The sequence below is a fragment of the Granulicella cerasi genome (assembly GCF_025685575.1).
Lineage (GTDB): Bacteria > Acidobacteriota > Terriglobia > Terriglobales > Acidobacteriaceae > Granulicella > Granulicella cerasi.
This window is the reverse complement of sequence record NZ_JAGSYD010000001.1, coordinates 1,104,496-1,118,812: the sequence shown is the minus strand read 5'-3', so window position 1 is coordinate 1,118,812 and position 14,317 is coordinate 1,104,496. Positions and strand designations below refer to the sequence as shown.

14 protein-coding genes are annotated in these 14,317 nt (G+C 62.0%); 9 read left to right on the top strand and 5 right to left on the bottom strand.

Annotated elements, in window-relative coordinates; translation table 11 throughout:
• Nucleotides 1–20 precede the first annotated feature (20 nt).
• The 4 genes from OHL11_RS04595 to OHL11_RS04580 all read right to left on the bottom strand — a co-directional run bounded on the left by OHL11_RS04595 (nucleotide 21) and on the right by OHL11_RS04580 (nucleotide 5,181).
• Nucleotides 21–620 carry a KdsC family phosphatase gene (locus OHL11_RS04595; RefSeq protein WP_263370295.1) on the bottom strand — a complete coding sequence of 200 codons (600 nt, stop codon included), beginning with the start codon at nucleotides 618–620 and terminating at the stop codon, nucleotides 21–23.
• A gap of 94 nt (nucleotides 621–714) precedes the next feature.
• Nucleotides 715–1,011 carry a YXWGXW repeat-containing protein gene (locus OHL11_RS04590; RefSeq protein WP_263370294.1) on the bottom strand — a complete coding sequence of 99 codons (297 nt, stop codon included), beginning with the start codon at nucleotides 1,009–1,011 and terminating at the stop codon, nucleotides 715–717.
• A gap of 130 nt (nucleotides 1,012–1,141) precedes the next feature.
• A complete protein-coding gene (locus OHL11_RS04585; protein ID WP_263370293.1) occupies nucleotides 1,142–1,522 on the bottom strand; it encodes a hypothetical protein in 381 nt (126 codons plus the stop codon).
• 110 nt (nucleotides 1,523–1,632) lie between these two features.
• Complete coding sequence (locus OHL11_RS04580) at nucleotides 1,633–5,181, bottom strand: protease pro-enzyme activation domain-containing protein (RefSeq protein WP_263370292.1); 3,549 nt, start codon at nucleotides 5,179–5,181, stop codon at nucleotides 1,633–1,635.
• Between the two features lie 147 nt (nucleotides 5,182–5,328).
• Here OHL11_RS04580 and OHL11_RS04575 point away from each other — a divergent pair, with 147 nt between their 5' ends.
• The 4 genes from OHL11_RS04575 (at nucleotide 5,329) to OHL11_RS04560 (ending at nucleotide 8,986) form a co-directional block, all read left to right on the top strand.
• A complete protein-coding gene (locus OHL11_RS04575; RefSeq protein WP_263370291.1) occupies nucleotides 5,329–5,937 on the top strand; it encodes a thioredoxin family protein in 609 nt (202 codons plus the stop codon).
• 204 nt (nucleotides 5,938–6,141) lie between these two features.
• Nucleotides 6,142–6,783 (top strand): carbonic anhydrase, encoded by a 642-nt coding sequence (locus OHL11_RS04570; RefSeq protein ID WP_263370290.1) that lies wholly within the window; start codon nucleotides 6,142–6,144, stop codon nucleotides 6,781–6,783.
• On the top strand, nucleotides 6,780–7,694 hold the full coding sequence (locus OHL11_RS04565; protein ID WP_263370288.1) for a bestrophin family protein: 915 nt from the start codon (nucleotides 6,780–6,782) through the stop codon (nucleotides 7,692–7,694). The genes OHL11_RS04570 and OHL11_RS04565 overlap by 4 nt, the downstream gene beginning before the upstream one ends.
• A 140-nt stretch (nucleotides 7,695–7,834) precedes the next feature.
• Nucleotides 7,835–8,986, top strand: a complete 1,152-nt coding sequence (locus tag OHL11_RS04560; RefSeq protein WP_263370287.1) for an acyltransferase family protein — start codon at nucleotides 7,835–7,837, stop codon at nucleotides 8,984–8,986.
• A gap of 47 nt (nucleotides 8,987–9,033) precedes the next feature.
• Here OHL11_RS04560 and OHL11_RS04555 read toward each other — a convergent pair whose 3' ends face one another.
• Complete coding sequence (locus OHL11_RS04555) at nucleotides 9,034–9,291, bottom strand: hypothetical protein (RefSeq protein WP_263370286.1); 258 nt, start codon at nucleotides 9,289–9,291, stop codon at nucleotides 9,034–9,036.
• Between the two features lie 585 nt (nucleotides 9,292–9,876).
• On the opposite strand from OHL11_RS04555, the gene hisI reads away from it, so the two are divergent.
• From hisI to OHL11_RS04530, 5 genes are all read left to right on the top strand, one after another.
• Nucleotides 9,877–10,215, top strand: coding sequence for a phosphoribosyl-AMP cyclohydrolase (gene hisI, locus OHL11_RS04550; protein WP_263370285.1), 339 nt, complete (start codon nucleotides 9,877–9,879; stop codon nucleotides 10,213–10,215).
• Nucleotides 10,216–10,316: 101 nt separating this feature from the next.
• The gene (hisG, locus tag OHL11_RS04545; RefSeq protein WP_263370284.1) at nucleotides 10,317–11,192 is read left to right on the top strand and encodes an ATP phosphoribosyltransferase; all 876 of its coding nucleotides are present in this window, start codon (nucleotides 10,317–10,319) and stop codon (nucleotides 11,190–11,192) included.
• Nucleotides 11,193–11,299: 107 nt separating this feature from the next.
• Nucleotides 11,300–11,788 (top strand): hypothetical protein, encoded by a 489-nt coding sequence (locus OHL11_RS04540; RefSeq protein WP_263370283.1) that lies wholly within the window; start codon nucleotides 11,300–11,302, stop codon nucleotides 11,786–11,788.
• A gap of 22 nt (nucleotides 11,789–11,810) precedes the next feature.
• Nucleotides 11,811–13,073, top strand: a complete 1,263-nt coding sequence (gene hisD, locus OHL11_RS04535; protein WP_263370282.1) for a histidinol dehydrogenase — start codon at nucleotides 11,811–11,813, stop codon at nucleotides 13,071–13,073.
• Nucleotides 13,070–14,311 carry a pyridoxal phosphate-dependent aminotransferase gene (locus OHL11_RS04530; protein ID WP_263370281.1) on the top strand — a complete coding sequence of 414 codons (1,242 nt, stop codon included), beginning with the start codon at nucleotides 13,070–13,072 and terminating at the stop codon, nucleotides 14,309–14,311. The genes hisD and OHL11_RS04530 overlap by 4 nt, the downstream gene beginning before the upstream one ends.
• Nucleotides 14,312–14,317 lie beyond the last annotated feature (6 nt).

The window sequence follows — 14,317 nt, the reverse complement described above, 5'->3', positions numbered from 1 at the left end:
AACCACCTGCGCCGCGCGAGCTACATTTTCCCTGTGCCGATATCCGCTTTTTTCGCCGCAGGATTGCTCGGATCAAGGTATGCCTCGATCGTCGAATCCAGCACGCCCTGGGCCTCGAGGATGAAGTCGATGGCATCGCGGCCAGCACCCTGTCCGCCGACCTGCGTCGTCGTCCAGTGCGCCATCGCCTTCACCTGCGGACGCGCATTGGCAACGGCGATCGCCAGTCCGGCAACGCGCAGCGCGGGCAGGTCGATGATGTCGTCGCCGACGAAGGCGACTTCATCCGCCGTCACGCCCTCGTCTGCAAGTACCTTGTCGAAAGCTTCGCGCTTGTTCGACTGGCCCTGATACAGATGGTCGATCTTGAGGTCCTTGGCGCGGATGGCCACCACCTGCGACTCGCGCTTGGTGACGAAGCCAACCTTCAGCCCAGCGAGCCGGGCGATGGAGATGCCCATGCCGTCATGCGCGGAGAAGCCTTTGACCTCGACCGCCTTGGAGCGGTCGCCGTCCGGCGAGGGGACGATCGTAATGTCGCCGTTGGTGAGGACGCCATCGACGTCGAAAAGCAGTACCTTGATGCGGCGAGCGCGGTCTTGTGCGGTCAGTTCACTCATATCGCCTCCAGTGTTTCGCGATATGCAGCCTCAACGCAAACGAAAGCCGCAGAGCAGGGTGCTCTGCGGCCTTCGTACTGTACCGCACTGGAGTCTAGCGATAGTGGCCTTCGATCCAGACGTAACCGCCGGGGCGATGCGCCCAGTGACCCGGAACCCAGTAGGCGCCGGGGCGCGGCGGAACGGCATATTCACCCGGGACCCAGACATAGCGGCCACCGTCCCAACGGTGATAGCCGGGGTGCCAGACGTAGCCCGGGCGCGGCGGAGGGATCACTTCACGACGAGGTGGCGGCGGTCCGATACGAACAGCGATCTGCGCATCGGCAGCAAGCGTGCCACCCGCGAGCAAACCGACTCCGAGAACGGTAGCGAGAAACGTCTTCTTCATGGTGCATCTCCTTCTGCTGCGTTATGGGAACGCCAGCACGTTTTCTGAGACACCGGTGTCACGCGAAATGTTGCTGCGCCGCCGCGGAAATCTGAAAACATCCACCCTAAGCTGCACAAAACAAATCCGATCAGAAGATCTTTTTCACGCCTTTGCCGATACCGCGCCCCGCACCTTTGGCCATCTTGCCGGTACCCTTCGCGGCCCCGACGCCGATGTCCTTGCCTCCCACTGCGGCGCCTTTGCCCACGTTCTCGGCCCCCGCCACGGGATGCAAGGTGACCAGATCGCCCGCTCCCTTGCCCACGCCTTCGCCGACGCGTCCAGCGCCCGCAGCCGTGCCTTTGCCGACGTCGCCTGCGCCGGAGCCCACGTCGCCCCCAGGGCTACGGCCCGTGTTGGGTGCTGCGGGCTGAGCAGGCGGCGGTGGTGGTTGTGCGGGCTGTTGCTGTTGAGCAACCGCGACCGAAGCGGTAAGAGCCGCGAGAAAGAATGAAGTGAGTATGCGCATGACGGAACTCCCTACGCATTTGGATGCCGAAACCACCGGAAAATGCTGCCATAAACGATCAAGACCGGCGCTGTATCAGCGCCGGCCTTGATCAATGTGGGGTTGAAGGGTTAGTTGATCGTGACCGCGACCGTGGTGCTCACGGACTGTCCGTTCAGCGTCGCCGTTACGGTTGCGGTGTAGCTTCCCGACGAGGACTTCGTGGACTTCGGCGCGGTGTCTCCACCGCATCCCGTCATCGTGGTGAGACCGAGCAACAGCAGACCGAACGCTGCGAGCGATGCGACCGAGCGACGGCGACGGAAGGCAAACAGCGTTGCCAGGCCGAAGGCCAGCGCTCCTACGCGCCAGCCGCTGAAGCCAGCGAGTGACTTCGAAGCAGCTGTCACAGCGGTCGTAGAACCGATCGTGAGGGTCGTCGTTCCCGAGCCTGCCGAGGCCAGCGTCACCGAAGTGGACGAGAGCGAGCAGGTCGGAGGATATGCAGGTGAAGAGCCGCTGAGCGTGCAGCTCACCGAGGCCGTTCCACTCACGCCGGTTGCAGTCTGCAGAGTGATGAGGCTCGTGTTACCTGAGGTCGCTCCTGAGGTGAAGGCGAGCGAGGTCGGGTTAGCAGCGATCGTCAGCGTCGGGCTCACCGTGACGGTGAGGCAGTAGTTGCCCGCGCTCAGGCAGGTTCCCGTGTACGAGGTGGATGCGCCGGTCGTCGTTCCCGTCGCCGAGAGTGCGATGTTCAGCGCGCCCGTCGTGCCAGCCGTCGGCGAAACCGTTACCGTCGCTACGCCTGTGCCGCCGGAAGCCAGGGTGACCGAGCTCGGCGAAACCGAGCAGGTGCCCGCAGCCGTTCCGCTGGAGTTCGTCGCGGTGCAGCTGAAGCTTCCAACAGCTCCGGCAAACCCGTTCACCGAGGTGAGCGTGAGCGTGGAGGTTCCGCTCGTGCCGCTGATCACCGTTACCGAGGTCGGCGACGAGGTGACCGTGAAGCTTGGCGGGGTCAGCTTGACCGTGATGGTGGGCGAAGAGCCTGTGCTGGTTCCGCTCGTGCCGCTGACTACGACATTGATGCTGCCGGAGGTGCCAGCTGTGCTCGTGATCGTGAGCACCGACGCGCCGGTGGTGCTGCCGGTGATCGCAGCCGAAGCCGGCGTGAGCGAGCAGCCTGCACCCGCGGCGGCGGCGGTGTCAGCCGTGGAGGTGGAAGCCGCAGTGACCTTGCAGGTAAGGGCTACGGTGCCCGCGAAGGAGTTGACCGAGGTGACGGTGATCGCGTCCGTTACAGACGTGCCCGAAACCAGCGTGCCCGAAGCAGGCAAGCTGGTAGCAGCCGCGGTAATCGTGAAGGCGTTGGCGACCACGACCTGCGTTCCAGTGGAATCGGTGGACGTGCTGTAGTTGCTGTCACCAGCGTAGGTCGCCGTGACGGTGTAGGTTCCGGCTGCGGTCGGCGTCCAGACCAGCTTGGCAGCGTTCGACGAGATGCTGGCCGTGCCGATGGTCGTTGCCGTGGTGGAGCCGGAGGGCGTGGCCGAGAAGGTCACCGTGCCCGTAGCGGCGGTGCTGTTGGTCGAGGACGGGGTCAACGTCGCCGTGACGGTCGTCGACGAACCAAGGGCCACCGACGTCGGCGCAGCGGTCACCTTCAGCGTGGTGCTGATGGTCTGCGTTGCGACGGCTGCCGTGAGGAAGTTCGCCACATCGAGCGAGCCGATGCCCGTCGCCATGTCATAGCCGGTGGTGACGGCATAACCCACCACGCCGGAGGTCGCGCTCACCGTGAGACCGGAGCTCGAGGGGGTGGAGTTGTTGCAGTTGGAAACCGTGTTCACGGTGCAGGAGCTGCCGACACCCGAAGTGGTCGGCGTCACATCATGCACAGCCGTGCTGGCGTAGCTGCCATTGGCCACGGTGTAGAGCATCGGATTCAACAGGCCCTGCGCGCTGCCCATCTTCGTATTGAGGAGCGCCGAGATGGCGGCCATCGACGGAGCGGCGGCTGAAGTACCCGAGAAGATGAGGTAGTAGTACGTTCCCTGCGAGGCGTTGCAGATGTTGTAGGTGGGGTACGCGTACGCAACGCAACCGAGGTAACCGTCGTGGCCCGCCGAGGTGAAGGAAACGTCAGGCGTCATGCGATAGAGCTGGCTTGATGAAACGCCCGTCCCTGTTTGCCAGGAGGGTTTGGCTAGGTAGATCGATGGCGCACCGCCCCCCGCTGCCATCACATAGCTCGTCTTGCCGTTCGAGGTGGAGGTCGGCTCGTTCCACACGCCTTCCGGGATGTAGCTCTGGGCCGAACCCAACGACGATGTGTTGCTCGACGACCAGTAGGAGGTTCCGCTACCTTCGACAAACTGAGTACCACCGACGCAGGTAACGTATTGTCCGCAAAGGTCGTTCGATGATGCCGAAGCGTTCACCGCAGCCTGGCCAGCCGAGTAGCAGCCGTTGGCGCCGGAGTCGCCGGAGGAAACGAACACCGAAACACCTTCCGCTGCCGCCGTCTTGAACAGGTTGTTATAGGTTGCGGTATCGCTGGAGCCGCCTTCGAGTTCGCAGAGGCCGAAGGACAGACTCATGATCTGATCGGTCAGCGTGCTGGCATTCAGCGTGTTCACGACATAGTTGGAAGCGATGTATACACCGTCCTGCGTATTCGTGCTCTTGGCGATGACGAGGTCCGTCTGCACACCGGTCGCTGTGCCCTGTACGCGGTTGACGTCGAGTGTGGCTTCGTCCTGGTTGCCATCATTCGTGGTGCCGGGGTCGGTGCCTGCGAGGATGACGTTGGGTGCAACGTACGTCAGGCCGGTCAGGTTGTCGAAGTTCTGGATGTCGGTGGTAGCTACGCGCGAACGACCGATGATGGCCAGGCGCTGCGTGGTGGAACCGATCTTCGAGCCGGTGTTACCCCCGCTCAAAACGCTCGCAATGTCGTAAATCGTGTTGAAGTCAGACGGCGTCACGTAGTGCGATCCGCTGGACGAGGTCAGGTTGGGCTGCACCGTGGTGTTGCTTCCGGTGTTGGCCGATGTGGCCTGCACGAGGCGGCTCTGCAGCGAGGTGTGGTGCACGGTCTGGGTCAGGCCATTGATGTGGCTGATCACGCCGGAGAGCGCTGCGGGAATCGAAGGCTCCGAAACAGCCGAGAGGCGCGTCGCGCCGTTGGTCTGGTTGAAGTTCGCAAACGAGGTGCGGAACGCCGACGCGACGGCGCTCATGCGGCCAGTCACTTCGATGGAGATACGCGACGATGCGACCGAGGTGACTGTCAGTCCTTCGGAGGCGGCCCAGGCTTCCACGGCAGCGATATCGCTGTCCGTCGGGCCGTAAAGCTTGCCAATCTCATTACCCGTAAGCCAGTGGTGGTAAAGCGGCGACGCTGCGTTCTGCTGATCGCTCAGCATCTGCTCGAAAGCCGCTTCCGCTGCGTCCGAGCGCTGCAGGGCGATCGTTACGGACATCGGCTCGGAGAGGTCTACGCCACTGGTGGTCTGCGACGTTGCCGCGACCCACTTGGGCAGCTGGTTTTGCATCTGCACATGCGCGGAGAAGTCCGCGTTGGCCGCCACGCGATTAACCTGTGCCACGGGCTTCAGCAGTGACGAGGCGGTGGTCTGTGCTGCAAGGCCCGCGGTCGCTGCAAGGGAAACAAATAGCAAAGACGCTCTACGAACGAGAGAATGGATCGACATGAATGCCTCGAGGTTGCAAGGAGATACGTTGTGCTGAGAGTACGGCAACCGCGACCACGCTGCAATCACTCTCATACAAGGTAGTTATGATCTTTTTCGGAGGACGCAAAAGCAATGGCAAGGGTTGAATCAAAAATGGTGCAACTGGGAACACTCGCACCCGCCTTCGAACTGGTGGACGTGATTTCGGGCAAGGCCCTCAGTCGCGATGACGTGTTCACTGCGACGTGGGACGAGTCCAAGGCTACCCCCGGGTTACATGCCGGACTGTTGGTGATGTTCGTATGCGCGCACTGCCCCTACGTGAAGCACCTCGAGGTCGAAATCGGCAACATTGGTCGTGACTATGCAGGCAAGATCGCCATCGCCGCCATCCAGCCAAATGACGTGGAGCAGTATCCCGCTGATGGCCCGGACGGCATGCGCGAGCAGGCCCAGCGACTCGGCTGGAACTTCCCCTACCTGCTCGACGAAGCTCAGGAAGTGGCCCGCAGCTACGGTGCCGAATGTACGCCTGACTTCTTCCTCTTCAACTCCGACATGGAGCTCGTCTATCGCGGACAGATGGACGGCAGCCGCCCTCGTCGCGCAGACGGCTCGGGCAACAACGTGCTGGTGACCGGCGAAGATCTGCGTCGCGCCATGGACGAAGTGCTCGCAGGCGAGAAGCCCAGCGAAGATCAGCGTGCCAGTTTGGGATGCAGCATTAAGTGGAAGGCTTGAAAAGCGATCTTTTCCCATTGCTGCCTATCTTTTGTTGCGGTAGAAAGATTGCCACACGCTTTGCTCACAAAACAGGGCCTCGCTGCATCCTTATGTAAGGCACGCCGCTGTCTGGCGCGCTGAATTGCGCAGCAGGTTTGCGCGCCACGTTTGCAACAATTGCCCACACTTTTGTGGCACAGACCAGGAGATAGCTTCCCCCCCATGCCAAATGCTCTGGATCGTTTGAAGGATGGAATTCGCCGCTTCCAAAGCGGCCCCTACGCGGAGAACGCAGAAAAGTACAAGACCGCCGCGACCACTCCGCAGAAGCCGCACACGCTGATGATCACCTGCGCTGATTCGCGCATCGACATCGAAACCGTCACCAGCGCCGCTCCCGGCGAGCTCTTCACCACGCGCAACGTTGGCAACCTCGTGCCGGCCTATGGCGAAATGCTCGGTGGCGTCTCGGCGGTGATCGAGTACGCGGTGAACGCGCTCGGTGTGCAGCATATCGTCGTTTGCGGCCACTCGGATTGCGGCGCGATGAAGGCTCTGCGTAACCCGTCGTCGCTCGACTCGCTGCCGACCGTGAAGCAGTGGCTGCGTAATGCGCAGGCCGCGTCGGTCGTCGCCGAAATGATGGCGAAGGACGATGAGACTGCGCACGACAAGCTTCGCCGCCTCACCGAGCGCAACGTTCTGCTGCAGCTTCAGCACCTGAAGACGCATCCGTCCGTCGCAGGCGCGCTCGCACAGGAAAAGCTGACCGTCTCCGGCTGGGTCTATGACCTCGGCACCGGCGAAGTCCGCATCGCCGAAGATGGCTCGAGCGTCTTCGAAGCAGTAGGAGCCACCGCGTGATCGTTCCTCGTGAGCCGCAACTGCGGCGCATGGTCGCCTACGTGGGTCTTCCGGTATTGCTGATGGCGCTGTACGACCTCGTGGTCGTCTTCGGCTTCAAGGTGATGCACTGGACCTGGCTCGGCTCACCGCATGTGCCGCTCGGCCTGTACGGTTCTGCCATCGGTGTCATCGTGGGCTTCCGCAACAACTCAGCCTACGGACGCTGGTGGGAGGGCCGCACGCTGTGGGGCGCGGTCGTGAATAACTCACGCTCGTTTGCACGCCAGGTGGTCTCGGCCATCCGCGCCAATAACCCCGACGAGGTTCCTGAAGTAGAAGCCCTGCAGGTTTCGCTGACGCATCATCAGATCGCTTACGTGCATGCTCTGCGTCAGCATCTCCGCCAGCTTCCGCCGTGGGAGGAGCTCGCTCGCATCCTGCCGAAGGATGAGATCGAGTATCTGAAGACGCGCAACAACGTGCCGCTCGAGCTGCAACTCCGCATGGGCCGCATGTTGCTTGAAGCCAAGGACAAAGGCTGGACCTCGCACCTCGCGTGGCAGGCGATGGACCGCAACCTCGACGACCTTGCCGATGCGCAGGGCGGCCTGGAGCGCATCAAGAACACTCCATTACCCAAGCAGTACGACTACTTCCCTCAGTTGTTCGTGCAGCTTTACTGCCTTGTGCTGCCGATGGGCATGGTGCAGCAACTTGGCTGGTTCACGCCGCTCGGCTCGACGCTGGTGGGCTTCATGTTCCTCGCGCTCGACAAGATCGGCCGCGACCTCGAAGACCCCTTCGATAACTCCATCTTCGATGTGCCGATGACCGCGATCTGCAAGACGATCGAGATCAACCTGCGCCAGCTCCTCGGCGAAACCGATGTGCCCGCACCCGAGAAACCGATTCACGGCGTGCTCTGGTAAACACCGCAATCGCCTTATCTATCCTGCGGCCCGAGACTCTTCTCGGGCCGCCTTTCTTCGCGTTGATGACACTCGTGTCTTGCGCCCACTAAGCTAGTACGCGGTTCGTTGAACCACAGTTTCTCCGCATTGAGGTCTTCTTGGACAACGCTTCCGCCGCGACTTCGACCACAGCCATCGCTCCACGCAAAGCGCACTACGTCGTGCTCGACGGTCTGCGCGGCGTGGCCTCGATCGTGGTGATTCTCTTCCATCTCTGCGAGGCCAACAACGGCGGCAGCCGCTTCAAGCAGATCATCAACCATGGCTACATGGCGGTGGATTTCTTCTTCATGCTCTCGGGCTTCGTCATCGCCTACGCATACGACGACCGCTGGCAGCGCATGACCGTCGGCAGTTTCTTCAAGCGCCGCCTCATCCGCCTGCAACCGATGGTGATCCTCGCCAGCATCATCGGCGCACTGTTCTTCTACTTCGGCGCCGGCACGACCTTCCCCCACATCGCGCAGACGCCCGTGTGGATGACGCTGCTGATCATGTTCATCGGCATGACCATGATCCCCGTGCCGACCTCGATGGACATTCGCGGATGGCAGGAGACGTATCCGCTCAACGGCCCGCAGTGGTCGCTCTTCTTCGAGTACATCGCGAACATCCTCTACGCCTTCGGTCTGCGCCGGGCATCGAATCGCGTGCTCGGCTTGCTCACCTTCGTCGCCGCGCTCTTGCTGGCGCATCTGGCGATCTTCGGCGTGGAAGGCGATGTCATCGGTGGATGGGCGCTCGCCACGCCGCAACTTCACATCGGCTTCGCGCGCGTGCTCTTCCCGTTCTTCGCAGGTGTGCTGCTCATGCGCATAGGCAAACGCATCGCTACACCGAACGCCTTCGCGGTAAGCAGCATCCTGCTCGTCATTGCACTAGCGCTGCCGCGCTTCGGTGGCACATCGCATCTCTGGATCAACGGTCTTTACGAAGCCGTGTGCATCATCGTGCTCTTCCCGATCATCGTGCTGATCGGCGCGAGTGACCAACGCGCCGACGGTTCGTCCATCCGCATCGCGCGCTTCTTCGGCGATCTTTCGTACCCGCTCTACGTGACGCACTATCCGCTGATTTACCTCTACACGGCGTGGGTCGTCGAAAAGAAGCCGACGCTCGCTCACTCGGTTGAAGTAGCCGCGTTGACCTTCGTAGCCGCGATGACTATCGCTTATCTCTGCCTCAAGTTCTTCGACGAGCCGGTTCGCCGTTATCTCAGTCGAAGATTCCTCGCGACGAAAACCGCATAGAAAAGCGGGGCGCATCCAAGCGCCCCGCTTCTTTGTCTCATCGCCGACTAACGCTTGTCTGCGTCCGAACCGTGCTGCTTTACAAGCTTGTTGTAAATGCCCAGCAGCAAGAATGGAGCCACCCACTGACCGACGAACAAGGCAGCCGTGTCCTTCTTGGCGATCTTCAGGCTCACGCTCGCACCGATCGATGCAATCGCCAGGCCGAGGTACGCACTGGACGGCACCTGCGAGGTGTAGCTTTCAATCGCTGCAGTTACTTGATCTTCCTTCGCCTGTCCTGCGCTCACACGATAGTCGCTCATCCCGAATCTCCCTGCGGCAGTGGCCGCTCATGAAGAGAGATGCAAATGTTTGCGCCCGGCAAGCGTACGAGTCGCGAATGAGCGCGATCGCTTTCACCTCACCGCCACCGGCGCGTTTTTTTTTGACGCGCAAACACGTTGCCTGCTGAGACATCGCGAAGTTCAATCGCAGGCATCCGATGCCTCCACCCAGGGAGGGTGCAAAGAACAGTACGCTCGGCCAACGGAGTTCCCCCGAGCGAAGTTTCGCCAACGAGAGATCCGCATTCGACGCAGAGTTCGGTTCTCAAGGAAAAAGTTCGCACCGGCGACATTGACATCGCGGGCGCATCCGCTCTAGCCTAGAGTGGTAAGTCATGAGCCTTGGCCTCCACCATCACGGACACCACCATCATCACCACGCGAGTGGGCGATCGGTACTGTCCGGCCTGGCGAAGTAAATGCCTCAAGACTCCAGACAGGTTTAGCAACACACACCGAGCAGCCCGCCTCCGCGAATTCTTTCAGCGAGCGGGCTTTTTGCTGCGCGGCGACTGAAAACGGAAGCATCCACCTCAAGCCACGCAGCGAATAAGGACAAAGACGATGACCGCAGTAGACACCGCAGTGAAGATTGACTTTGAAAAGGCCGGCGGCCTTGTGGCCGGCATCGTGCAGGACGCCAAGACCGGCGAAGTGCTCATGCTCGGCTTCCTCAACGATGTGAGCTGGCAGAAGACGCTCGAGACCGGCTTCGTCACCTTCTGGTCGCGCACCCGCTCCAAGCTCTGGATGAAGGGCGAGACCAGCGGCAACCGCCTGAAGATCGTCTCCACCGCCACCGACTGCGACAACGACGCGCTGCTTTTCAAGGTAGAGGTCGAAGGCGATGGCCTTGTCTGCCACGAAGGCACGGTGAGCTGCTTCACGAAGCCGATCGCGTAAAGCGTAGAGATCAGAGATAAGCAACAAGGCGAGGCGTTAGGGGCACGATCAGAAAATCTCTGATCTCTTATCTCTAATCGCTCGCCCCTTGAAAGGACACCATGAGCAAGAAGCTGAAGCTGGGCATTCCAAAGGGCAGTCTGCAGGACGCAACGATCGCGCTGTTCGCGCGCGCAGGCTGGAACATCTACGCGAGCGGCCGCTCGTACTTCCCGTCGATCGACGACACCGAGATCGAGTGCATGCTCGTCCGCGCACAGGAGATGGCCCGCTACGTCGAGACCGGCGCTCTGGATGCAGGGCTCACCGGCAATGACTGGATCCTCGAGAACCTCGCTGACGTCGAGCGCGTTACCTCGCTCACCTACTCGAAGGCCAGCCGCACCAAGGTGAAGTGGGTGCTCGCCGTGCCCGAAGACTCGCCCTATCAGAAGGCCGAAGACCTTGCCGGAAAGACCATCGCGACCGAACTCGTGGAGTACTCGAAGCGCTTCTTCGCCGAGCGCAACATCCCGGTGAAGGTGGAGTTCAGCTGGGGCGCGACCGAAGTGAAGCCGCCGATGCTCGCCGATGCGATCGTCGAAGTGACCGAGACCGGCAGTTCGCTACGCGCGAACCGCCTGCGCATCATCGAAGTGCTGATGGAGTCGGAAACGCAACTCATCGCGAACAAGGCGGCATGGCAGGACGAGTTCAAGCGTAAGAAGATCGAGACGCTCTCGCTCATGCTCAACGGCGCGATGGCCGCACAGAGCCAGATAGGCCTGATGCTCAACGTGGAGAAGACGAACCTCGACGCCGTGCTCGACGTGCTGCCCGCGCTGAACTCACCGACGGTCTCCGAACTGCGTGACAAGAACTGGGTCGCGGTGAACACGATCCTCGAGCAGCACACCGTGCGCGATATCGTGCCGAAGCTGAAGGCCGCTGGCGGAACGGGTATCGTCGAGTTCCCGCTAAGCAAGGTAGTGCTGTAAAGAAGCAAGAGATAAGAGAACAGAGATAAGAGATTCGCAAGAGCTGTGGCATCACGCCAATCTCTGATCTCTTATCTCTGATCTCTCCCAGCAGTTGAGGTCATTCCATGAAGCTAACATTCGCAATTCTCGGTTACGTCATTCTGGCGGTGGCGATCGTCACGGTGGTACGTTTCTTTCTGGAACGCCGTCGCCAAAAGCAGGTCGATGCGACCGGCACCGTCGTCTACGCGACGCTCGTCTCCGTCGAGCCGGTGAAGATGTTCGGCAAGGTGCAAGGCGATCTCAACAAGGTGACGCTGCGTCTGCAGGAGCCCGGTGAAACCGCGGCTCGCGAAGTCTCGTTGCGCACACGCATCGATGCACGCTCCAACATGAATCCCGGCGCACGCATCCCCGTCGTGATCGACCCGAAGGACCCGAAGCGCGTCTATCCCGCCAGCGCAGAGTCGGCCAAGCGCGCTGTGCTCACAGGCTCCCGCGTCGAACGCCGTGCGATGGATGCGCAGATGCGCAACCCCGGTCGCGGCACCGGTGCACAGATGCCCAGCGGCTACATGCCTCCGGGCATGAACAAGCGTCCGAAGCGTTTCTAAGTACAGCAGCAAGGAAGCAACGATGAAGATTCTGAAGACAACCGGCGAATCCGCAGCAGCAACCGAAGCCGTCCTTCGCGAGCTTGAAATGCGCGGCGCAACCAACACCGCCAAGGTCGACGGCGTAGTGCGCGAGATCCTCGACGCCGTTCGCACACGCGGCGACGCCGCTCTGCGTGAGTTTTCCGCCAAGTTCGATGGTCTTCGCGAGGACCAGCCGCTGCTGGTCACGCGCGAAGAGATGGCCGCCGCGTGGGAAGCCATCAGCGAAGAGTTGAAGGCCGCCATGCGCATCGCGCAGGCGAACATTCGCAGCTTCGCCGAGCGCCAGTTGCCCAAGTCGTGGAGCTTCCGCCCCACCGAAGGCATGGAGGTCGGGCAGATCATTCGTCCGCTCAGCGCCGTCGGCTGCTACGTCCCCGGCGGACGCTATCCACTGCCTTCGACACTCTTCATGACCGCCACACCCGCACAGGTTGCAGGCGTTGAGCGCATCGTCGTCTGCTCGCCAAAGCCCGCGACCGAAACACTCGCCGCCGCGTACCTTGCCGGCGTCACCGAGTTCTACCGCGTCGGCGGCGCGCAGGCGATCGCCGCGATGGCTTACGGCACCGAGACCATCGCGCCGGTCGATAAGATCGTCGGCCCCGGCAATCTCTACGTCACCGCGGCGAAGCAAGCTGTCTCACGCGAAGACACCGGCATCGACATGCCCGCAGGCCCCACCGAAATCGTCGTGACCAGCGAAGTCGGCGACCCAGTCGGCATCGGCGCAGACCTCGTCGCGCAGGCCGAGCACGATCCCGAAGCTCTTCCTATCTTCATCACCTCGAAGCTCGATCTCGCCGAGCAGGTCGTCGCCGAAGCGCAGCGCCAGGCCGAGGGCAACGAACTCGCACTCATCTCGCTCGCCGCGCAAGGCTACGCCTTCGTCACCGAGACCGTCGAAGAAGCGCAGGCACTCACCAACCGCCTCGCGCCCGAGCACCTCACCGTCGATAGCGGCAGCGATCTGCGCTGGGTGAAGAACGCTGGCTCAGTCTTCATCGGCCACTTCACGCCGCAGTCCATGGGCGACTACGTCTCCGGCCCGAACCACGTGTTGCCCACCGGCCGCAACGGTCGTCTGCGCGGCGGCCTCAGTGTGGTGGACTTCGTCAAGGTCATCACCGTGCAGCAGTACACCAAGGCTGCGTTGCAGGAAGTCGGCCCGCACACCATCGCGCTGGCCGAAGCAGAAGGCTTGAAAGGACACGCCGAAAGCGTGCGCGTGAAGATGCGATGAGCGTTGCAGCCAAGCTCGCGGGAGGCATCCCGCAGTCGTTGCTCGATGAACTACAAGCTCAGGGCGGACACGATGCCGCAGAACTCGCACACAGCCTGAGCCACCTGCCGCGCGCGCTCGAGGTGCAGCCGCGTGCCTCCGTGCTCGCGATGCCTGAGTATCATCCGCCGCTCGCGAGCCGCGATCTGCTGCGTCTCGACTTCAACGAGAACACCGTTGCGCCGAGCCCGCGCGTGCTCGCGAAGCTGCAATCGCTTACCGCGGAAGGCCTCACCATCTACCCCGAGCGCGGACATGGCGATGCCGCAGCAGCAGCGTACTTCGGCCTCGAGCCTGATGAAGTGCTGCTGACCAACGGCGTGGACGAAGGCATTCACCTGCTCGCGTGCGCGTTCCTCGATGCGCATGACGAAGTCGTCATCAACACGCCGAGCTTCTTCATGTACGACGTGAGCTGCAGCATGCAGACGCAAAAGATCGTGCGCGTGCAGTCGGGCGACGACCTCAGCTTCCCCTTCGAGCGCATGATGGCCTCGCTGACGCCGCAGACGAAGATGGTGCTGCTCGCCACGCCGAACAACCCCACCGGCGCGACCGTGAGCCGAGAGCACATTCTTGCCATCGCCGCCGCCGCGCCGCAGGCCGTCATCTTCGTCGATGAAGCGTACTTCCACTTCTTCGGCGAGACCGTGATGCGCGACATTCCTGCGGTGAAGAACATCATCATCGGCCGCACCTTCTCCAAGGCCTATGGCCTTGCGAACCTTCGCCTCGGCATGTTGGCCGGCAACGCGCGCCTCATCAACTTCCTGAAAAAGGTCGCCTCGCCCTACAACGTCAACGGCGTTGCGCTCGAGGTGCTTCCCGAAGCGCTTGCCGACGAAGAGTATCTCAATGGGTATGTGAAAGCGATCCACGAAGGCCGCGAGCGCATTCAGCAGTCGCTGAAGTCCTGGGGCGTCCGCACCTGGCCCAGCGCGTCGAACTTCGTGCTGATGGACATCGGTCCGCGCCACAAGGAACTCGTCACGCGCATGCGCGAGCACGGCGTACTGCTGCGCGATCGCTCAGCCGATCCTGGCTGCGATGGCTACGTGCGCATCACCGTCGGCGTGGCCGATCAAGTGACCAAGGGCCTCGACGCTCTGCGCGCGGTCTTCGACGAAATGCAGTGGACGCCAGCCGAAAGCATCAGCGCGCAGGGCCGCTCCAGCGGCGAAGAGCGTGAGTATGAATAAGCGAAA